Origin of the sequence: Enterobacter sp. CGMCC 5087 (assembly GCF_003144775.1) — a bacterium.
Lineage (GTDB): Bacteria > Pseudomonadota > Gammaproteobacteria > Enterobacterales > Enterobacteriaceae > Enterobacter > Enterobacter cloacae_M.
The window spans coordinates 1-19,240 of sequence record NZ_QFXN01000043.1 but is presented as its reverse complement, the minus strand read 5'-3'; the positions used below and the strand labels follow the sequence as shown (position 1 = coordinate 19,240).

Here is a 19,240-nt window from a genome sequence, read left to right as displayed (position 1 = left end):
AATCCCCGCCGGCAGGGTTGGGCCGTCGTTCAACGTCACGCCGCTGCGTAGCGCTGCCAGCGTCGCGTCATCCGGCTCGCCTTCCACCTGGACGAAGTAAATTTTGCCGGTGCGTTTGCCCGGCTGCGTGAGCTTCGCCTGCAACGCGCCGTCGTTGGTTAAGACCAGAAGGCCTTCGCTGTCGCGGTCCAGGCGCCCGGCCGCGTAGACGCCCTGAACAGGGATATAATCCTTCAGCGTGCTGCGTCCGGCTTCATCGGTAAACTGAGGCAAAACATCGTAGGGTTTATTGAACAAAATAACCCGCTTCGGCTGGGTTTCCTGCGGTCTTCTGGCGGCTTGTCGCGAGCTGAATCGCTCAACCCGGTGTTTTGTAAAAGAAGTTTTCTTCATGGTATTTTCAGGCGTTATCAATTGCCGCATTATAGCCTAATAACGAAGACCTTTCATGGCGCAGGACAATCAGGTACTATCGAAGGGCTCATTACAATTTATTAACATAAGATCAGTAACAACCAGAAGCGCTCGAAGGAGAGGTTAATGGAAAGCAAAGTAGTTGTTCCGGCGGAAGGTAAAAAGATCACCCTGCAAAACGGCAAGATTAACGTTCCTCACAATCCGATTATCCCGTTCATCGAAGGTGACGGTATCGGTGTAGACGTTACCCCGGCGATGCTGAAAGTGGTTGATGCCGCTGTTGAGAAAGCCTACAAAGGCGAGCGTAAAATTTCCTGGATGGAAATTTACACCGGTGAGAAATCGACGCAAGTTTATGGCCAGGACGTCTGGCTGCCAGCAGAAACGCTGGATCTGATCCGCGACTACCGCGTTGCTATTAAAGGCCCACTGACGACGCCAGTTGGCGGCGGTATCCGTTCCCTGAACGTGGCACTGCGTCAGGAGCTGGACCTGTACGTGTGTCTGCGTCCGGTTCGTTACTATCAGGGCACCCCAAGCCCGGTTAAGCACCCTGAACTGACCGATATGGTTATCTTCCGCGAAAACTCAGAAGACATCTACGCGGGTATCGAATGGAAAGCGGACTCTGCTGACGCAGAAAAAGTGATTAAATTCCTGCGCGAAGAGATGGGCGTGAAGAAAATTCGCTTCCCTGAGCATTGCGGTATCGGCATCAAGCCATGCTCTGAAGAGGGTACTAAACGTCTGGTGCGTGCGGCCATCGAATACGCGATCACCAACGACCGTGACTCTGTGACCCTGGTTCACAAAGGCAACATCATGAAGTTCACCGAAGGCGCGTTCAAAGACTGGGGTTACCAGTTGGCGAAAGAAGAGTTCGGTGGTGAGCTGATCGACGGTGGCCCATGGCAGAAAATTAAGAACCCGAACACCGGCAAAGAGATCATCATTAAAGATGTGATCGCCGATGCGTTCCTGCAGCAGATCCTGCTGCGTCCTGCAGAATACGACGTAATTGCCTGTATGAACCTGAACGGTGATTACATCTCTGACGCCCTGGCAGCTCAGGTTGGCGGTATCGGTATCGCCCCTGGCGCGAACATCGGTGACGAGTGCGCTCTGTTCGAAGCGACCCACGGCACTGCACCAAAATACGCGGGTCAGGACAAAGTGAACCCAGGCTCTATCATCCTGTCCGCAGAGATGATGCTGCGTCATATGGAATGGTTCGAAGCCGCAGACCTGATCGTTAAAGGTATGGAAGGCGCGATCAACGCGAAAACCGTAACCTATGACTTCGAACGTCTGATGGAAGGCGCTAAGCTGCTGAAATGCTCAGAGTTTGGCGACGCGATTATCGCGAACATGTAATCCAGATTCTGGATTAAACAAGAGCGGGGGCCTGAGGGTTCCCGTTTTTTTTGCCTCTGCCTGCGGGAGACAACACGATGTTAGCCACCGTCCTTATCGCTGTCGTTGCATTCATCCATCTTTACATTCTTGTGCTGGAAATGTTCCTGTGGGATACGAAAACAGGGCACAAGGCCTTTAATCTGCGTCCTGATTTTGCGCGCGAGACCCGCGTGCTGGCCGCAAACCAAGGGTTGTATAACGGTTTTCTGGCTGCCGGTCTGCTCTGGAGCCTCTGGCTCGGCGAAAAGGGTATTCAGGTGGCCATCTTCTTCCTGACCTGCGTGCTGATTGCCGGGCTCTTTGGCGCAGCCACCGCCAGCCGAAAAATTTTGTATGTACAGGCCGCGCCCGCTCTCGCAGCGCTGCTTGCGTTACTCATCTGAAGCAATGCTTTGGTTGAGATTAGGCGTCCGATATACTGATGGCTTTACCCGTAAAGATTAGCGACGAGACAGATATGAACAACGATATCCCACTGAAATATTATGACATTGCCGATGAGTACGCGACGGAAGCCGCTGAGCAGGTCGCTGAGTCAGAGCGCGACGCGCTGGCACATTATTTCCAGCTGCTGCTCACCCGTTTATCGAATAATGAGGAGATTAGCGAGGAAGCTCAGCAGGATATGGCCACTGAGGCCGGGATCCGTGCGGGTCGCATCGATGATATTGCGAACTTCCTCAATCAGTGGGGAAATGAATAGTCTGCTTCAAAAGCCGTTATGCTGATGCTTGGCGATACAGCTCAGCATCACGCTATCGGACCACATGCATTTTTTCCGCAGAATATGCGACGCGGGGGCGTCTATAAACAGCCCGAAAATAACGGTAAGACAAAAGAGTACCACTGGTAATAGTAAGGATAATTTCACGTTTTTAACCAAAATATGAGTGTGCTTCAGGGTAATCTACCGTCTGAATGTGACGACTATATGTTTTTGCGTAAAAAATAGAAATGCCCGACAGGAAAAAAACGGACGCGCAAGGCTTCGGATTACGGTGCGACCCCGGTGAGTCGCTTCGCCAACTCGCTTCGGGTGAGTGCTTTTGAAAAATACCATCCCTGAATCAACGCATCAGGATATCGGCTTGCAATAAACCGATATTGAATTTCATTTTCCACGCCCTCGAAAACAAGCGTTTTATTCAATCTTGCAAGGGCATCGCTGAAGATTACAAAGATGTTTTGCTTATAATGCTCGCTGATGCCGTCCACCAGCGACTTATCGATTTTGATTTCATCATATTCAAGCAGCGACAGGCGGGCGAGATTCGAGTTTTGCACGCCAAAATCATCTATTGATATTTTAACGCCGAGCGATTTCAGCTCCTGACAGAATCCCTCGAGGATATCTGCCGTGGAAACGGCTTTTTCGGAGAGTTCGACCTTCATCAGGGAAAGGGGAAGGTGGTTGGCAAAACACGCACGGCGCAAAATGGTAATGAACTGTCCATCTTCAATTTCCTTGTGCCCAACGTTTATTGAGACTATCAGCTGGTGTTTTATCGCCAGAGGGGCAATTTCGGAAAGGGATTTTTCGATAATATTACTGTAATATTTTTTATACAGACCGATCTTCTTAATTAATGGGATAAACAGCTCCGGAGAGACGTCCCCGTGCTTTTGATCGCGCCATCTCGACAGAACTTCGACGCCCACGATTTTTTGATCGTGAATGCGAATAATGGGCTGATAGTTAACGCTGATGGTATTCGTGATGACGGCTTTTATCAGCGTACGTTCCAGAGAAAAACGGTCTTCATAGATACGGAAGATAAATAACGTTATCGCAGTCCAGATAAAACAGAGAATGACCGCGAGAAGCGCAAAGATAAATGGAGGTAACGAGGCCAGCCCGGCGTCGTGATGCTTCACGATGACGCACAGGTCCCAGAAGGCGCTGCACTGTGTCAGAGTCAGGGTAAACAACGTCGAATGCAGCCAGCTCTGCTGATTTAGCTCCGTGGCGGCCGAAAAAAAGACTCTTCCGAAATCTTTGGTGGTAGTACTGAGCGAATAGCTTGCGGTGACCGGTGTGAATTTATCGTAAGCATAGCGGGAGGTGAAGATAATAATATTATTATAAATTGCCGCATTGCCCGTGAAAAAGTCTTTTCTCGAAAACTGGGCCAGGAGAAAGCCCCTCGGCGTTTTATGCAGTTCTGCAGGAAGTGCAACGGGCGTCGCGAGTTTTCCCCAAAAAGCGGTACAGACAATTTTCCCCTTCTCAATAAAGCCGATATCGGCAAAATAAAGATTATTAAGCTTAATTTGTCTGTAGCGATCGAGGCTGGTTTTATCACATCCCTGCGTCGTGATGCTTTTGAGACCCAGCGCCACGCTTTGGGATACGTCTTCTGAATAATGTAAAAGGGTACGGGATATTTCACGCTGTTTGCTCTTCTGCTGACCAATGATTACAGCATTGACCGCATAAAGAGACAGGAAAACCAGAAGCGTCGAAACGATAGCAACGGCAATGAGCTTTTTCATTTTCCAGTTATCCAGTCCGCTCCCTGATTTCACAAATCTTAACACAGCCAGGGCAAGGAACAAGCCTGATAGTCACGTCATGTGAGTAAATGACGGCAGGTGAAGTCATACGAAAGTATCAGTTTTTTAAGACAATTCTCAGCTAAGCTATTTTCATTGTTATAAGCAATACCGGGTTAGCACAGGCTCTTCAACCAGAACACCCATGCTTGATTTTTCTATTAAGGAAAACATCGTGCGCAACGTGATGATCCCTATTCTTAGCGCTCTGTTTCTTTTTCTGAGCGGCATTTTGATTATTAACTGGCAGCTATGGCAGATGGAGAAGCTGAGTAATAGTCATACCGCCACGGCCAGCACCCAAAAAATAGAAAACATTCTGGCTGAAGCAGTCAGTGCGGCCAGCACGGCGAAGCGCGTTGCGGCCGAAGGGTGTACCAGTAGCGGACAGCTGGCGCTGGGGACAGAGGCAGCGCTAAAACCGCATCTGCGCGCCATCATGATTGAGCAGCAGGGTAAAATCATCTGTACTTCCCTTCCCGGGAATGGCGTGTTGATTATTCATCCTGAGACGTTACCTGCCGAAAAATTGCTGCTGTTACCGGGCAGTCGACTGGTGAACGGCATTCCGGTGCTTGTCTTTCAAATGCCCATCGCGGGAGGGCGCGTCATCGTCAGCATCAGTGACGCGCATTTGCAGGACGTCATTGCAAGCGCATCGAACAGCATGGATCTGGGGCTGGTTGTCGGCGAAAGCATGCTTGTTCGCAACGGTGCCGTGAGGGGCTGGAAAGCGGCCTCCTGGGCGGGAGCGCTTACGGCATCAACGCAATTTCCCTTCAGTCTCGCCTGGCAACCTCCTGCCTTTTTCAGCCTGACGCGGCTTTTGCAACAGGGATGGAGCCTGATACTGCTTATTCTTGCGCTATCGGTGGCGGTGGGTATTTTGATCCGCCGATACAAGGGGAAAAGTACCTCATTTGAAGACGACTTACGTAAGGCTATTTTGCAGGAGGAGATCGTGCCATATTACCAGCCGATCGTGAACGGCGATACCGGCGGGTTATATGGCGTTGAGGTCCTGGCAAGATGGAAGCATCCAAAGTCAGGCTTTATCCCGCCGGATGTCTTTATTCCGATTGCCGAACGTAGCGGGTTGATTATACCGCTGACCAAAGGGTTAATGGCAAAAGTGGTGACCCAGCTTAAGCCGCTGTTGCCTAAGCTACCGGACGGGTTTCATATCGGGGTAAACATCAGCGCCAGACATATTAATGCGCCTTCATTTATCGGTGACTGCCGCGTCTTCGGGAAGGGGTTTCAGGGTAAAGAGGTGAAACTGGTTCTCGAGGTGACCGAGCGTGAACCGCTGATCGATAATCCCCACCTCGTGGAAAACCTTAACATGCTGCATAACGCCGGCTTTGTTATTGCCCTGGATGATTTTGGTACGGGTTATTCCGGGCTGTCATGCCTTAATGCGCTGGCCATTGATTATATTAAAATTGATAAAAGCTTTGTGAACCGGGTTTCAGAGGAAAAGGACTCAACGATCCTGCTGGACTGCGTCATTGACCTGGCGAAAAAACTCTCTTTACGCATTGTTGCTGAAGGCGTAGAAACAAAAGAGCAACTGGAGTATCTCAACCGTAATGAGATAACCCTGTTACAGGGATATTATTTTGGTAAGCCCGTCTCCTATATCGATTTTATTAAAGTCATTTTATCTAAACCCAGGGAGACCGTTAGTTTGTAAAACGAAATAAAGACGAGCTTCTGTTGTATGCTTAAGTGCAATTCATTTTCCTCTTATCCCGAGCTTTGTTACAGTGACAAGAGTTGTCAGCCAGGGATGTCAGGCGTGATAAGGTGGAAAAGCTCGTGCATGTGAAAAATACTTTTTACACAACAACCATTACCGTCATCATTGTCTCATTGATCATCTCGCTGTCGCTTGCCGTCCAAATTGCCACGTCCAGACAGCAGTCAATTCAGCAAATTAATACCAGCGTTGCTAACCTGAGCCATACCCTTGATGTCTACACCGAGGGGATCATGCGCCAAAGCGAAATGTTAATTACTACCGTTTCCGACATAATCGAAATTTATGGCATGACGCCGCAACAGGCGACCAATATTCAGCGGATGATAAATGATCAGGATAATCTTCTTACCCAGATTAATAATGTGGTTGTTTACGACGCTCAGGGCGATATCTTTACCGCGTTGCACGAAACTTTTACAGGCCCACGCAAAGGATCGGACAGGTCATTTTTTATCTATCACAAGGAAAATAAAAATCAGCAGATTTTTATTGGTGAGCCCGTGGTAAGCAGAACCAATGGCAAATGGGTCATTACCATTAGTCGTCGCCTTGAAACCCACACCGGGGCATTTAACGGTGTCGTGGTGGTGACGCTGGGTATCGAGAATTTTCTCGCGCTTTACGGGCAGATTAATATTGGTCACCTGGGCGTCATTGGCTTAACGACTCAATCCGGCGTGCTGCTGGTCCGTCACCCCTTTAAAAATACCTACGTCGGCACGATTTTTTCTGATTCACCCCTCTTCAGGAAATACCTAAAGGTACAAAATACCGGAATAGCCAGTTCCGTTTCGCGGTTTGATAAAATCGAACGCATTTACGCCTATGAAAAAAACCGACGCTACGGGCTGGTGACCACCGTGGCCGTCAGCATTGATGAAGCCCTCGCACCGTGGCGCAAGCAGGCTATTCAGCTGGCGCTACTCATTTTCATTTTCACTGCGATACTTATCGTCGCGTCGTACTTCCTGTATTCCGACTTATCCAGAAAAACCAGAGATAATAAGGCGCTGAAGATTATCGCTTCCGAGGATGCGTTGACCGGGCTGTACAATCGTCGCATCTTTGATGAAAGAATCCTCTCGGAAATCGCGACGTGTGCCGCACATGACGCAGCGATTTCGATACTGATTGTGGACGTGGACTACTTCAAAAAATACAACGATAACTACGGCCATCCGGAAGGGGACCGGTGTCTGGCAATGCTCGGAAACAGCCTCAGGGAGAGTCTGACACGTGATAATCAGATTGTGGCGCGATACGGCGGAGAGGAATTTGCGCTGATATTGCCGGATACGGATATTCAGGATGCGCTCCGATTGGCGCAGACGATTATTCGAAATGTGTTTTCCCTGCAAATCGCGCATGCTTTTAGCCCCTTCGGACGGGTGACGGTAAGCGTCGGGATTTCCACCGCGCGTGCGGTCGACATAGCGGGCAGCCAGCAAAATATCATTATTGCCGCAGACCAGGCGCTCTATCAGGCGAAACGCGCGGGACGTAACCGTTACGCATTTGTTGGGGTATGAGCAGAAAAAAAAGCCCACTCAGGAGTGGGCAAGAAATACTGGAAGCAATGTGAGCAATGTCGTACTGAATACCTGAGTGTTTCGCTCAACTATTCGGTGTTGAGAAAGATAATCTTTCTCAACAAAAGATGCAACCCCACAGTTTATGTGGCACGCTCTTTTTGTTGATGAATAATTGCGCACTCTCTCATTGTGATGCCTGTCACAAACTTCCTTTCTGAAATCCTGTGCTATTCTTTTTTGTGTCGTTGATTTAATGACAAAAACCATACAGAGAGGAAAGTTATGGGAATTTTATCCTGGATTATCTTTGGGCTTATTGCGGGTATTCTGGCGAAGTGGATCATGCCGGGCAAAGATGGCGGTGGTTTTATCGTCACCGTAATACTGGGTATTATCGGCGCGGTAGTCGGCGGCTGGATCAGTACGCTGTTCGGTTTTGGCAAAGTCGATGGCTTTAACTTCGGCAGCTTTGCCGTCGCGGTCATCGGTGCGCTGGTTGTTCTGTTTATCTACAGAAAAATCAAAAGCTAAGGCTTAAAAGCGTTAAAAAAGGCTGCCAGATGGCGGCCTTTTTTACGTGGCGGGTTTACCACCAGCCAAGCTGGGTGCCGGCAAACGCCGCGATGGCTACGATCAGCATAATGAGGGTCGTTTTTCTCATTTATGCCCCAGGCGCCGCGTAACCACCGACAAAAAACCATGCTAAAAAAATCACCGCCGTTATAAAAATAACGACCGGGAAGAGGATCCCTATTCTCATATCATCACCTGTTTCGGTTTCTATAACGCCGTAGAGTGTACGGGGTTAATCCATAGTGAGAAAGCGTGTTTTGCTTTTTCCTTTCTTATCCTGATACATCGCGACATCCGCGTCGCGTAATGCGCTGTCCGGATCGGTTACCCGAGGGTCCACTTCGATAACGCCGACGCTGGCTCCGGGGTATATGAGGTTGACGCTACCCAGCCAGTATTCACCGGCAATACAGGCGCTGAGGCGCGTTTTGAGCAGCGTGACCTGCGCGTTATCTCCTTCGCTGTGGGATGTACTCAATGACGCGACCAGAAATTCATCCCCGCCCAGACGACCGATAATATCGTCCTGCTGTTTTTCTTCCGTCAGACGCTTGCCCACTTCAATCAGGAACTGGTCGCCAGCCTCGTGGCCGTAGCGATCGTTAATCAGCTTGAAATCATCCAGATCGATGAACGCGATGACGGTGTTACGCTTAAGGTGCCGCGCCAGGGAAAACAGCGTGGTCAGATCTTCAAAAATGGCGCGACGGTTAGGTAAACCGGTAAGGGCATCCGTGTAAGAGTGCGCGATGAGGGCCGCATTGGCTTCGCGAAGCTGGGTTACCAGCGACTCTTTCTGAATGGACTGGGCAATCAGCCCGGCGAATAACTTCAGAACCTGTTCACCGCGCTCGCTCAGCGGCTTTCTGGCCGTGCTGGTGGCGCAGAGCGTTCCGTAAAGTGAACCATCCGCAAGATGGACAGGAATACTCATATAGGTCGTAATGCCGAGCGCTTTCGCCGCCTCGCACTCCGGCCAGCGTTCGGGAACGTCGTTGCTGAATACGGTGTCGCTATCGAGCGCGCGCTTACACAGTGTTTCATCCCACGGGACGCTCAGCCCCTCAGGGATTGTCATCTGCTTGCTGTTGCGGGCGTAGAGGATATGCTGCAGTCGGGCTTCGATATCTACCTTGGTGAGGTAAGTCGACTCCATGTCAGTCACGATCTCCAGCATCTCCAGCAGCTGACGAACGAGACCTTCAAGGGATTGTTCAGTGGCGAGGGTTTCTGAAACACGGGCAAGGATAATATCCGACATGACGTAGAATGACTCCCAGGCAGAAGACGTCTGCATCTGCATGTTATGCTGAGTTTTTAGACTTCAGGCATAGTAAAACATGAATATAAAAAATTTAATATATGCAGGGAGGGGGCCGCAGGATAGAAAAAAGGCCCCGTTGTTGAGACCGGGGCAAAGACATCTTGATTACGGAATGATGTTCTCTGGTCATATCGAGAACATGCCACACTATAGTGCTGAAAAGTGCAGTTAAAATGGAGAAATCATGGAGAAAGGGGCGATGGCCCGTTACCCTTAGACTGTCATGACGTCACAAGGATCAATGAGATGAGATTTCTGCTTCTGGCGCTGGCGCTTCCCCTTGCCGCCTGCACCGCAAAAACTACGCCACCCGATGCGCCGACACCGCCTCACGCTATCGGTATGGCGAACCCGGCCTCCGTGTACTGCCTGGAGAAAGGCGGGGAACAGATCCCGGTTCAAAGCCCGCAGGGCGTTCGAACCGAGTGCAAATTACCGGGTGGCGAAGTGATCGATGAATGGACGCTTTATCGTCGCGATCGTCCGCAACCCACCAGGTGACAGACGTATATTGCCTGCGATACACTTCTCTTTAGGATTATTCTTAGCCAGACCCTGGCTACCGTTACCGTGAGAGAAGTATGTTTCAGCTTAAACCGGGCAGCATGGCGATGATCGTGGGTGCCCGCACGGCGTCAGGCCGTCGAAATATTGGTAAATCTGTTGAGCTGTTTGGCCTGTGTCAGCCCGGCCTGCGTTTCGTTAACCCGGTCAACGGCGTGATGACGCAATTACCCGCTACCGCCGATCGCGCGCTTTGGCTGGTGACTGGCGATGTTTATGCCTTTGACAATCAGCACGGCTTTGCCTTTGTCCGCGCCGAACATCTGATGCCGCTCACCCCCGATGAAGCGCCGCAAATGCTTGACGAGCTGGCGATCGGCTGATCAGAGATGGCGCAGCCAGTCGGCTAATACCAGGGCGTGATTTTGCTTCGTGTCTTTGGCAGCGTAGAGCAGGGTGACGGTTTGCCTGTTCGCCAGCGTCGCAAGACGCATTCCCTCGTCAGCATGCTGCGCCAGCTCTTCCCTATAGGCCTTACTGAAGGTGGCGAAATCAATGGTTTCGCTATGAAAGGCCTTGCGTAATTCATTCGAGGGCGTGAGCGCTTTACACCATTCATCATACGCGAGGTCCGTCTTTTTAACCCCGCGCGGCCACAGTTTGTCCACCAGCACCCGATAGCCGTCGTCCGGGCCAGCCTGCTCGTATACGCGTTTGCATTGAATCATAATTCCACCCTCCCAATTTAAGGTATTGTGATAATTGCAGAAGATCGGTAGTCTGAGGTTCCTTATGTTATCTGATAATACTCTGGCATAAGGAACCTTTCATGGAACACCTCCCGGTTAAAACGACGCTGCGCATTGCGCTGGTTGGCGATTACAATCCCAGTGTTATTGCGCATCAGGCGATCCCGCTAGCCATTGACGACGCCGCCGCAGTCCTTGACCTCACCGCCGATTACGACTGGCTTGCCACCACGGAGCTGACAAGTCCTGAAGATCTGGTGGGCTACGATGCCATCTGGCTGGTTCCTGCCAGCCCCTATAAAAACACCGAGGCGGCTTTTATCGCCGCGCGCTATGCGCGTGAAAACGGCATTCCATTCCTTGGCACCTGCGGCGGATTCCAGCACGCGCTGATTGAGTATGCCCGCAATGTGTTGGGCTGGGCCGATGCGGCACATGCCGAGACGGATACCGAAGGCACCATGGTGATTGCGCCGCTGGCCTGTTCGCTGGTGGAAAAAACCGATGCCATTGAGCTGCGCCAAAATACGCTGATCGCGAAAGCGTACGGCAAGCCGGAAATTGAAGAGGGCTATCACTGTAACTATGGCGTGTCGCCGGCGTTTTCCCAGGCGCTGGAAAGCGGTGATATGCACGTTACGGGCTGGGACGAACAGGGGGAAATTCGCGCCGCAGAACTGGTTACGCACCCGTTCTTCGTGATCACCTTATTCCAGCATGAGCGTGCAGCGCTGGAAGGCCGTCCGGTCGTGCTGGTGCAGGCGATGCTGCGCGCGGCGCGCGGGTAGGAAAAGGCAGACCAGATGGTCTGCCACACTGTTTAACGGGGCGCGATCTCCCGGTCTCGCCCGGCAAGCACGCCGCAGAGCGCCATTATCACGGCGGCCAGGGCGCAGCCCAGAAGCGGGATTTGCCAGTCTCCCGCGCTATCGTGAATTTTCCCCATCAGCGGAGGGCCGCAGGCGGCGAGCAGATAGCCAATCGACTGCGCCATGCCGGACAGCGCCGCAGCCTGGTGCGCAGAGCTGGCGCGCAGGCCGATGAACGTCAGGCCGAGGATCATCGTTGCTCCGGAGCCAAAGCCAAACACCAGCGTCCACATCACCGCCATGTCAGGCATAAACCATAGCCCCGCCGCGCTTACCGCGCACATCAGCGCCACCGCACCTGCGATCCCCCGCTGATCTTTCAGACGGTGGAGTACCAGAGGAACGGCAAGCCCCGGCACGGCCGTGGCCAGCTGCAACAGCCCGTGCACCGAGCCGGCCTGCGCTTCGCTGTAGCCGTGGCTGAGCAATATCGCCGGCAGCCAGCCGATGATGACGTAGTAAATCAGCGAGTTAATCCCCAAAAAGAGCGTCACCTGCCAGGCGAGGGCCGAGCGCCAGATGGCGCGATTATGCAGCGCGCCAGCGCCCGTTACCGTCGCAACGTGTTTCTGACGCCACTGCGGCAGCCATAGCAGCAGCGCGACCAGCGGAAACGCCATCAGCATCAGCAGCGCGCCATGCCAGCCCGCGCTACCCTGCGCCAGGGGAACAATCATCGCTGAGCCAAACGCCGCCGAGACGCCCATCGTCAGGGAATAGGCCCCGGTGAGTCGGGCTACCTGGCCCGGGAAGTCACGCTTAATTAATCCGGGTAACAGCACGTTACCGAGCGCAATCCCGCAGCCGATGACCGCCGTTCCGATGAAAAGCAGCGCGGCGGAAGGTAGCGAGCGAAGTGCAATTCCGGCGCAAATCAGCAGCAGGGCGACAAACAGGCTGCGCTCCATGCCGATACGTCGGGCAACGCCTGCGGCGAGCGGTGAGACAAGGGCGAAAGCCAGCAGGGGCAGGGTAGTCAGCAGACCGGTTTGCGCCGTGCTTAAGCCATAATCAAGACGAATAGTGTCGAGCAGCGGGGCTGCGCCGGTAAAGGTGACGCGAAGCGTAGTGGCAATCATCAGGATGCCTGCAATCAACAGCGCGCCGTGTTTTCCTGAGGTGCGAATAGCAGTAGTCATTATGTTCTCATACGTTCAAGCGAGCGCACACAATACCGATTTTCCCGGCGGTTGAAATCAGGCTAAAATGACAGTTTATCGCTAAAATCGGACAAACTGATGATTGGTCTGGGACTGGACGGCTATGATCCCGATAGCCAGCACGATGCGGCCGTCGCATTTCGCATCCGCGTGGTGGCGGAGGAACAGTATATTCCCCGACATCATCACCGTAAGGGGCAGCTGATTCTCGCCCTCGGCGGCGCGATCACCTGCGAAGTGGAAAATGCCATGCTGATGGTTCCGCCCCAGTACGCCGTCTGGATCCCCGGGCAAATGCCGCACAGCAACAGGGCTACCCCGGGGGCGCAGCTTTGCTTTTTGTTCATTGAGCCGGGGGCGGCAAGCTTGCCCGACCGCTGCTGCACCCTGAAAATCTCCCCTCTGGTGCGGGAACTGATTTTATCCCTGGCGGAAAAATCGCGTGAACAGCTCTCTCTTGCGACCACGTCGCGCCTGGTGGACGTTCTGTTTGACGAGCTGCCGCTCCAGCGTCAGGAGCATCTGCAGCTGCCCGTCTCGCCCCATCCTAAAATTCGGCTGATGAGCGAGAAAATGGCGGAAGAGCCCGCCGCCTGGCAGACGCTGACGCAGTGGGCGAGCCACTTTGCCATGAGCGAACGCAACCTGGCGCGGCTGGTGGTGAAAGAGACCGGTTTAAGCTTTCGCCGCTGGCGCCACCAGCTGCAGCTGATTGTGGCCTTACAGCATTTGATTGGTGGGAAATCGGTACAGCAGGTGGCACAGTCACTCGGCTATGACTCTACCACCGCGTTTATCACCATGTTCAGGAAGGGACTCGGCCAGACGCCGGCGCGTTATATGGCCAGCCTGACTACGACTTCCCAATAAACAGAGAGACCAGGCCCGCCGCAATCAGCGGGCCGACCGGCACGCCGCGAAAGAGCGCCACGCCCAGCACGGTGCCCACCAACAGACCCGCCACCAGCGAGGGCTGGCTACTCATCAGCGTAACGCCGCGTCCGCCCAGCCATGACACAAAAATTCCCACCGCGATCGCCACCAGCGATTTCCAGTTTACAAACGAATGCAGCAGCGTTGAGGCGGGAAGCGTGCCGCTGGCGATGGGCGCCATTACCCCGATGGTTAAGATGATGATCCCGATGGTGAGGCCTTGTTTTTCTATCCACGGGAAAAAGCTATTTAACGGGGTCACGCGAACAATAATCAGCACCAGAATCGAGATGGCGACGGTGGTGTTATGGCTGACAAAGCCGAGCGCGGCGAGTGCCATAAGAATGAGAAGAGTAGGGTCAAACATAGGGAATCCTTGCCAAAATAATTAACCTGCTTACAGTACGCGCAAACGCGACGCAGGGTAGTTTTAAAAAGATTTTATTGTTGTCATAACGTTGTCATTTACGCGGATTAAAACGGAGGCAGATATCGCAAAAGGGGTCGCCATCATGAACGATCACATGTTTGTTGAAACGCTGATTATCTCCTCATCGTTTTTCGCTATTGCCGTTATTCTCGTCGCCTCCGTGCTGTTTCTGGAAAGAAAAGGGTGACAGGGTCGCCAGCCATAGCGGTTACGCTTTGTGGAAGGTCACCAGCTCAGGACGGGCGATGCGCAGGTAATCCTGGGTATCCATTATCACGGATTTCTCCAGTAAACCGGCGTTAAAGGCGATTTCGTCAAAGCGCTCGAACAGCAGCGGGTCGGCAACCAGCGCCAAATCAGGATGGAAGCTAAAGGGCGGGATCGCGCCGAAAACGCAGGCGGTCAGGGTATCGACCTCAGCCGGGCTGGCGAGGGAGGCCTTCAGCCCGCCAAAATGGCGGGCAAGCTGGCTCAGGTCGGCCTGCAGATCGGCGGCGAGGATCGCCAGAACGTGTTTTTTTACGCCGTTTCCCTTCACCTTGCAGACCAGGGCCTTTGCGCCTTGCCGCAGATCGGTCCCGCGAATTTCACTTACCGCTTCACATTTCCCGACCGCCGCATGCTCCATGACGCGAAACCGCGCGCCCTGCTCGGTGAGTAAGGTAATCAGCTGCTGGTGGGTTCCTGCCCCAATAACGTCGTCAGTCATAACGATTTCCCGGTGATAATCCTGTATGCAGGGTTCTACATTAGCACGGGATAAACGAGGTCGAAAGAAAACAGCCAGCGCGTTCGCTGGCTGTTGGATTATGCGTTGCTGGTAGCAGATTGCTTGTGGAACAGCTCCCTGAACACCGGATAAATATCATCCTGGTCACGGATATGCTGCATGGCAAAATTATCGAACATTGCCTGCAGATGTTCATACTCCCGCCACAGGGTCTGGTGCGCGCGACGGGTAATTTCTATATAGCTGTAGTAACGAACCACCGGCAGAATTTTCTTCGCCAGAATCTCGTGACACAGCGGTGAGTCATCGGCCCAGTTGTCGCCATCGGACGCCTGCGCGGCATAAATGTTCCACTGCGCCGGGTCGTAACGCTCTTTGACCACTTCATCCATCAGCTTCAGAGCGCTTGATACGATGGTCCCGCCGGTCTCCTGCGAGTAGAAGAACTCATGTTCATCTACTTCTTTCGCCTGAGTGTGGTGACGAATATAAACCACCTCCACGTTCTTATAGGTTCTGCTCAGGAACAGGTAGAGCAGAATATAAAAACGTTTCGCCATATCCTTCGTGGCCTGGTCCATCGAGCCGGACACGTCCATCAGACAGAACATCACCGCCTGGCTGGAGGGCTCGGGGCGTTTTTCGTAATTCTTGTAGCGCAGGTCGAAGGTGTCGATAAACGGTACCCGTTCGATCTTCGCTCTTAGTTCCGCAATCTCTTTACGCAGGCGCTCCTCTTCCAGCAGTTGCGCCGGTTCCGTGTTCTCCACGACCTTCAGGCTGCTCTCCAACTCGCGCAGTTCGCGCCGTTTGCCCGCCGTCATGGCCGTTCGTCGCGCCAGCGAATTCTGCAACGAACGCACGACGCTGATATTGGCGGGCACGCCGTTGGCGGTATAGCCCGCGCGATGGGTTTTATATTCATTAAGCTGACGATGCTGATTCTTTTTTAGATTCGGCAGCGCCAGGTCTTCAAACAGCAGGTCGAGATATTCGTCTTTCGAAATCTGGAAGACAAATTCGTCCTGACCTTCACCGTCCTGGTTGGCCTGTCCCTGACCGCTTCCTGAACCACCGCCGCCGCCCTGAGGACGCTCAATTCTGTCGTTCTGAACGAAGTGGTCATTACCTGGGTGTACGCGATGGCGCAGGCCGCCTCGCCCCTGATGAAACATCGGTTCGCTGATGTCATCGGTGGGGATGGAGACAGACTCGCCGCTGTCGACGTCGGTCACCGAGCGTTTGTTGATGGCCTCGGAGATAGACTGTTTAATTTGCGCTTTATAACGACGCAAGAAGCGCTGGCGGTTCACCGTGCTCTTGTTTTTGCCGTTAAGACGCCGGTCAATAAACCAGGTCATATACCCCCCGTACTGCATTTGCCAACTTGCATTTTGTAGGCCCGGTCAGCGTAACCGCCACCGGGCACTTGTTTTTAAGACGATTTACGCACGCGCAGATACCATTCGCAGAGCAGGCGGACCTGCTTGCGGGTGTAGCCTTTTTCCATCATACGGTCGACAAAGTCGTCGTGCTTTTTCTGCTCATCGGTTGAGGTTTTGGCGTTAAACGAGATCACCGGCAGCAGCTCTTCGGTATTGGAGAACATTTTCTTCTCAATGACCGTGCGCAGTTTCTCGTAGCTGGTCCAGTTCGGATTGCGCCCGTTGTTATGCGCTCTGGCGCGCAGGACGAAGTTCACAATCTCGTTACGGAAGTCTTTCGGATTGCTGATCCCGGCAGGCTTCTCGATTTTTTCCAGCTCCGCGTTCAGGGATTCACGGTCAAACAGCTGGCCGGTATCCGGGTCGCGGTACTCCTGATCCTGGATCCAGAAGTCAGCATAGGTGACGTAACGGTCGAAAATGTTCTGCCCGTATTCTGAATAGGATTCCAGGTAGGCCGTCTGGATCTCTTTGCCAATGAACTCGGCGTATTTCGGGATCAGGTAACCTTTGAGGAACTCAAGGTAGCGTTCAGCCTGCTCCTGCGGGAACTGCTCGCGTTCGATTTGCTGCTCCAGCACGTAGAACAGATGAACCGGGTTGGCCGCCACTTCCGCATGGTCGAAGTTAAAGACGCGGGAGAGGATCTTAAACGCGAAACGCGTGGACAGACCGTTCATCCCCTCGTCGACGCCAGCGTAATCGCGGTACTCCTGATACGATTTCGCTTTCGGGTCAGTATCTTTCAGGCTTTCACCGTCATAGACGCGCATTTTCGAGTAGATGCTGGAGTTTTCCGGCTCTTTCAGACGCGAAAGGATGGAGAAGCGCGACAGCGTTTCCAGCGTGCCGGGCGCGCAGGGGGCGTGCACCAGCTCGCTGTGGTTAAGCAGTTTCTCGTAAATTTTGATCTCTTCGGAGATCCGCAGGCAATAAGGCACCTTGACGATGTACACGCGGTCAAGGAAGGCCTCATTGTTTTTGTTATTACGGAAGGTCACCCATTCAGATTCGTTCGAGTGGGCGAGAATAATCCCGTTAAACGGCAGGGCGGAGATACCTTCCGTCCCGTTGTAGTTTCCTTCCTGGGTAGCCGTCAGCAGTGGATGCAGCACCTTAATCGGTGCTTTAAACATCTCGACGAATTCCATAATCCCCTGGTTAGCACGGCACAGCGCGCCTGAGTAACCGTAGGCGTCCGGATCGTTTTGCGCGAAGTTTTCCAGCTTGCGGATATCGACTTTACCTACCAGAGCCGAGATATCCTGGTTGTTCTCATCACCGGGTTCTGTTTTGGCGATGGCGATCTGCTCAAGGATAGACGGCCAGACCTTCACCACGCGGAATTTTGTGATGTCGCCACCAAACTCGTGCAGGCGTTTTGCCGCCCACGGCGACATGATGGTCCCGAGGTAGCGACGCGGGATGCCATACTCTTTATCCAGAATCTGCGCGTCTTCCTGCGGATTGAACAGGCACAGCGGATGGTCGTTCACCGGGCTGCGTTCACCGTTGGCGCTCAGCACATAGATAGGGACGCGCTGCATCAGCGACTTCAGGCGTTCAGCCAGCGAGGACTTACCGCCACCCACCGGGCCGAGTAAATAGAGGATCTGTTTCTTCTCTTCCAGACCCTGAGCGGCATGCTTCAGATAGGAGACAATCTGTTCGATGGCATCTTCCATACCATAGAACTCTTCAAACGCCGGGTATCGGGCGACCACCCGATTCGAAAAGAGACGGGAAAGCCGAGGCTCCAGGGCAGTGTCAACCATGTTTGGCTCACCAATAGCCATCAATAGCCGTTCTGCCGCATTGGCATAGGCACTGCGATCTTGCCGACAGATGGTAAGAAACTCCTGCAGTGTGAACTCTTCGTCCTTGGCAGCTTCATAGCGCTGGCGATAGTGATCGAATATATTCATGGCATGCCGTCCTTTCGTTTTTTAGCACAGGATAAGAGCCGTTCGTATGAGTAGTGGAGGCTCCCGGAAGAGAATCTCTCGCACCTCACTGCCAGAGCAGCAACCTGTGTGCCAGGTCAGACGCTAAGAACCGCAGGGTGTTCAGGAAAACTCTTCTTAAATTAAAGCGTAGATGGCATTTGCAAAACTTGCATGCCCAGAAAATCTACTTTCAATGACATATCAATAACTCATCCAAAAATTTCCACTGTCGCTATAAGACAAATGCACGTTTTTCATTCAGCGGTCATATAAATGAAAGCGGGTTGTCATCTGAAAAGTTAAAAATAACGGGTTAATCAGACTGATTAGCAGGCAAAAAATTTTGGGATGTACGGGAATGGCGGTTACACTTCACCCGCTGATTATTTGACTACAGGAAAGAATGGATTGTGACCAAACTCAAACTTCTGGCATTAGGCATCCTTGCCGCGACCGCAGTAAGCACCGCACAGGCGGAAAGTCAGTGGACGGTTGGCGCGGGTGTTGGCGTCATTAACAGCCCGTATAAACAGTATGACCGTGATGTTTATCCTGTTCCCGTTATCACCTATGAAGGCGACAACGTCTGGTTCCGCGGGCTCGGCGGCGGCTACTATCTCTGGAACGATAAGGCCGATAAGCTCTCCATCATGGCCTACTACGACCCAACGCACTTCAAGCCGGGTGACAGCGACAGCCATGCGCTTCGCCAGCTCGACAAGCGTAAAAGCACCATGATGGCCGGGCTCTCGTATGTACATAACACCGAGTATGGCTTCCTGCGTACGGCCCTGGCGGGTGACACGCTGGACAACAGCAACGGTTTTATCTGGGATCTGGCCTGGTTGTACCGCTACACCAACGGTGGGCTCACGCTGACGCCGGGAATCGGTG

22 protein-coding genes are annotated in these 19,240 nt (G+C 52.8%); 12 read left to right on the top strand and 10 right to left on the bottom strand.

The annotated features are described in order from the left end of the window. Positions 1-423 (bottom strand): pseudouridine synthase (locus DEO48_RS04175; RefSeq protein WP_146198237.1); only part of this gene is annotated, 423 nt, incomplete at its 3' end. A gap of 117 nt (positions 424-540) precedes the next feature. On the opposite strand from DEO48_RS04175, the gene icd reads away from it, so the two are divergent. The 3 genes from icd to DEO48_RS04160 all read left to right on the top strand — a co-directional run bounded on the left by icd (position 541) and on the right by DEO48_RS04160 (position 2,536). Next, the gene (gene icd / locus DEO48_RS04170) at positions 541-1,791 is read left to right on the top strand and encodes an NADP-dependent isocitrate dehydrogenase (protein WP_008500752.1); all 1,251 of its coding nucleotides are present in this window, start codon (positions 541-543) and stop codon (positions 1,789-1,791) included. Positions 1,792-1,868: 77 nt separating this feature from the next. After that, complete coding sequence (locus tag DEO48_RS04165; protein WP_109844447.1) at positions 1,869-2,216, top strand: DUF1304 domain-containing protein; 348 nt, start codon at positions 1,869-1,871, stop codon at positions 2,214-2,216. A gap of 74 nt (positions 2,217-2,290) precedes the next feature. Next, the gene (locus tag DEO48_RS04160) at positions 2,291-2,536 is read left to right on the top strand and encodes a DUF2543 family protein (protein ID WP_109844446.1); all 246 of its coding nucleotides are present in this window, start codon (positions 2,291-2,293) and stop codon (positions 2,534-2,536) included. Positions 2,537-2,826: 290 nt separating this feature from the next. Here the strand turns inward: DEO48_RS04160 and DEO48_RS04155 are convergent, their stop codons facing one another. After that, positions 2,827-4,326, bottom strand: coding sequence for a cyclic diguanylate phosphodiesterase (locus tag DEO48_RS04155; protein ID WP_109844445.1), 1,500 nt, complete (start codon positions 4,324-4,326; stop codon positions 2,827-2,829). A 205-nt stretch (positions 4,327-4,531) separates the two neighbouring features. Between DEO48_RS04155 and DEO48_RS04150 the strand changes: the two genes are divergently transcribed. From DEO48_RS04150 to DEO48_RS04140, 3 genes are all read left to right on the top strand, one after another. Beyond that, complete coding sequence (locus tag DEO48_RS04150; RefSeq protein ID WP_258306057.1) at positions 4,532-6,082, top strand: cyclic diguanylate phosphodiesterase; 1,551 nt, start codon at positions 4,532-4,534, stop codon at positions 6,080-6,082. 113 nt (positions 6,083-6,195) lie between these two features. Beyond that, the gene (locus tag DEO48_RS04145; RefSeq protein WP_375232162.1) at positions 6,196-7,680 is read left to right on the top strand and encodes a diguanylate cyclase; all 1,485 of its coding nucleotides are present in this window, start codon (positions 6,196-6,198) and stop codon (positions 7,678-7,680) included. 285 nt (positions 7,681-7,965) lie between these two features. Then, positions 7,966-8,214 (top strand): GlsB/YeaQ/YmgE family stress response membrane protein, encoded by a 249-nt coding sequence (locus tag DEO48_RS04140; RefSeq protein ID WP_006174788.1) that lies wholly within the window; start codon positions 7,966-7,968, stop codon positions 8,212-8,214. Between the two features lie 130 nt (positions 8,215-8,344). Here the strand turns inward: DEO48_RS04140 and DEO48_RS04135 are convergent, their stop codons facing one another. Further along, complete coding sequence (locus tag DEO48_RS04135) at positions 8,345-8,443, bottom strand: YoaK family small membrane protein (protein ID WP_029739841.1); 99 nt, start codon at positions 8,441-8,443, stop codon at positions 8,345-8,347. A gap of 45 nt (positions 8,444-8,488) precedes the next feature. Then, positions 8,489-9,517 (bottom strand): sensor domain-containing diguanylate cyclase, encoded by a 1,029-nt coding sequence (locus tag DEO48_RS04130; RefSeq protein ID WP_032658325.1) that lies wholly within the window; start codon positions 9,515-9,517, stop codon positions 8,489-8,491. 309 nt (positions 9,518-9,826) lie between these two features. On the opposite strand from DEO48_RS04130, the gene DEO48_RS04125 reads away from it, so the two are divergent. Then, on the top strand, positions 9,827-10,081 hold the full coding sequence (locus DEO48_RS04125; RefSeq protein ID WP_109844444.1) for a DUF333 domain-containing protein: 255 nt from the start codon (positions 9,827-9,829) through the stop codon (positions 10,079-10,081). Positions 10,082-10,161: 80 nt separating this feature from the next. Then, positions 10,162-10,467, top strand: a complete 306-nt coding sequence (locus DEO48_RS04120) for a hypothetical protein (protein ID WP_109844443.1) — start codon at positions 10,162-10,164, stop codon at positions 10,465-10,467. Here the strand turns inward: DEO48_RS04120 and DEO48_RS04115 are convergent, their stop codons facing one another. Next, positions 10,468-10,812 carry a DUF488 domain-containing protein gene (locus tag DEO48_RS04115; RefSeq protein WP_109844442.1) on the bottom strand — a complete coding sequence of 115 codons (345 nt, stop codon included), beginning with the start codon at positions 10,810-10,812 and terminating at the stop codon, positions 10,468-10,470. 101 nt (positions 10,813-10,913) lie between these two features. On the opposite strand from DEO48_RS04115, the gene DEO48_RS04110 reads away from it, so the two are divergent. Further along, the gene (locus DEO48_RS04110; RefSeq protein WP_109844441.1) at positions 10,914-11,621 is read left to right on the top strand and encodes a CTP synthase; all 708 of its coding nucleotides are present in this window, start codon (positions 10,914-10,916) and stop codon (positions 11,619-11,621) included. A 32-nt stretch (positions 11,622-11,653) separates the two neighbouring features. On the opposite strand, the gene DEO48_RS04105 is transcribed toward DEO48_RS04110, so the two are convergent. After that, positions 11,654-12,841: a CynX/NimT family MFS transporter gene (locus tag DEO48_RS04105; RefSeq protein ID WP_109844440.1), complete on the bottom strand. Its 1,188-nt coding sequence runs from the start codon at positions 12,839-12,841 to the stop codon at positions 11,654-11,656. A 99-nt stretch (positions 12,842-12,940) separates the two neighbouring features. Between DEO48_RS04105 and DEO48_RS04100 the strand changes: the two genes are divergently transcribed. Then, a complete protein-coding gene (locus DEO48_RS04100; protein WP_109844439.1) occupies positions 12,941-13,732 on the top strand; it encodes a helix-turn-helix transcriptional regulator in 792 nt (263 codons plus the stop codon). Here DEO48_RS04100 and DEO48_RS04095 read toward each other — a convergent pair. Further along, on the bottom strand, positions 13,716-14,162 hold the full coding sequence (locus tag DEO48_RS04095; protein ID WP_109844438.1) for a DUF441 domain-containing protein: 447 nt from the start codon (positions 14,160-14,162) through the stop codon (positions 13,716-13,718). The two genes, DEO48_RS04100 and DEO48_RS04095, sit on opposite strands and share 17 nt — an antisense overlap. Positions 14,163-14,307: 145 nt before the next feature. On the opposite strand from DEO48_RS04095, the gene yoaI reads away from it, so the two are divergent. Continuing rightward, complete coding sequence (yoaI, locus tag DEO48_RS04090) at positions 14,308-14,412, top strand: small membrane protein YoaI (protein WP_010430055.1); 105 nt, start codon at positions 14,308-14,310, stop codon at positions 14,410-14,412. A 21-nt stretch (positions 14,413-14,433) separates the two neighbouring features. Here the strand turns inward: yoaI and DEO48_RS04085 are convergent, their stop codons facing one another. The 3 genes from DEO48_RS04085 to yeaG form a co-directional block, all read right to left on the bottom strand. After that, positions 14,434-14,934 carry a YbaK/prolyl-tRNA synthetase associated domain-containing protein gene (locus DEO48_RS04085; protein ID WP_109844437.1) on the bottom strand — a complete coding sequence of 167 codons (501 nt, stop codon included), beginning with the start codon at positions 14,932-14,934 and terminating at the stop codon, positions 14,434-14,436. A gap of 98 nt (positions 14,935-15,032) precedes the next feature. Beyond that, entirely contained in the window at positions 15,033-16,316 is a 1,284-nt protein-coding gene (locus tag DEO48_RS04080) for a YeaH/YhbH family protein (RefSeq protein ID WP_109844436.1), read from the bottom strand. 74 nt (positions 16,317-16,390) lie between these two features. Continuing rightward, positions 16,391-18,325, bottom strand: coding sequence for a protein kinase YeaG (gene yeaG, locus DEO48_RS04075; protein ID WP_008500713.1), 1,935 nt, complete (start codon positions 18,323-18,325; stop codon positions 16,391-16,393). 431 nt (positions 18,326-18,756) lie between these two features. Here yeaG and DEO48_RS04070 point away from each other — a divergent pair. Next, the coding region (locus tag DEO48_RS04070; protein WP_146198236.1) for a MipA/OmpV family protein at positions 18,757-19,240 on the top strand (484 nt) is incomplete at its 3' end.

Coding starts and splice junctions, on each gene's coding strand:
- icd (WP_008500752.1), top strand. CDS start 541: ATGGAAAGCAAAGTAGTTGTTCCGGCGGAAGGTAAAAAGATCACCCTG.
- DEO48_RS04165 (WP_109844447.1), top strand. CDS start 1,869: ATGTTAGCCACCGTCCTTATCGCTGTCGTTGCATTCATCCATCTTTAC.
- DEO48_RS04160 (WP_109844446.1), top strand. CDS start 2,291: ATGAACAACGATATCCCACTGAAATATTATGACATTGCCGATGAGTAC.
- DEO48_RS04155 (WP_109844445.1), bottom strand. CDS start 4,326: ATGAAAAAGCTCATTGCCGTTGCTATCGTTTCGACGCTTCTGGTTTTC.
- DEO48_RS04150 (WP_258306057.1), top strand. CDS start 4,532: ATGCTTGATTTTTCTATTAAGGAAAACATCGTGCGCAACGTGATGATC.
- DEO48_RS04140 (WP_006174788.1), top strand. CDS start 7,966: ATGGGAATTTTATCCTGGATTATCTTTGGGCTTATTGCGGGTATTCTG.
- DEO48_RS04135 (WP_029739841.1), bottom strand. CDS start 8,443: ATGAGAATAGGGATCCTCTTCCCGGTCGTTATTTTTATAACGGCGGTG.
- DEO48_RS04130 (WP_032658325.1), bottom strand. CDS start 9,517: ATGTCGGATATTATCCTTGCCCGTGTTTCAGAAACCCTCGCCACTGAA.
- DEO48_RS04125 (WP_109844444.1), top strand. CDS start 9,827: ATGAGATTTCTGCTTCTGGCGCTGGCGCTTCCCCTTGCCGCCTGCACC.
- DEO48_RS04120 (WP_109844443.1), top strand. CDS start 10,162: ATGTTTCAGCTTAAACCGGGCAGCATGGCGATGATCGTGGGTGCCCGC.
- DEO48_RS04115 (WP_109844442.1), bottom strand. CDS start 10,812: ATGATTCAATGCAAACGCGTATACGAGCAGGCTGGCCCGGACGACGGC.
- DEO48_RS04110 (WP_109844441.1), top strand. CDS start 10,914: ATGGAACACCTCCCGGTTAAAACGACGCTGCGCATTGCGCTGGTTGGC.
- DEO48_RS04105 (WP_109844440.1), bottom strand. CDS start 12,841: ATGACTACTGCTATTCGCACCTCAGGAAAACACGGCGCGCTGTTGATT.
- DEO48_RS04100 (WP_109844439.1), top strand. CDS start 12,941: ATGATTGGTCTGGGACTGGACGGCTATGATCCCGATAGCCAGCACGAT.
- DEO48_RS04095 (WP_109844438.1), bottom strand. CDS start 14,162: ATGTTTGACCCTACTCTTCTCATTCTTATGGCACTCGCCGCGCTCGGC.
- yoaI (WP_010430055.1), top strand. CDS start 14,308: ATGAACGATCACATGTTTGTTGAAACGCTGATTATCTCCTCATCGTTT.
- DEO48_RS04085 (WP_109844437.1), bottom strand. CDS start 14,934: ATGACTGACGACGTTATTGGGGCAGGAACCCACCAGCAGCTGATTACC.
- DEO48_RS04080 (WP_109844436.1), bottom strand. CDS start 16,316: ATGACCTGGTTTATTGACCGGCGTCTTAACGGCAAAAACAAGAGCACG.
- yeaG (WP_008500713.1), bottom strand. CDS start 18,325: ATGAATATATTCGATCACTATCGCCAGCGCTATGAAGCTGCCAAGGAC.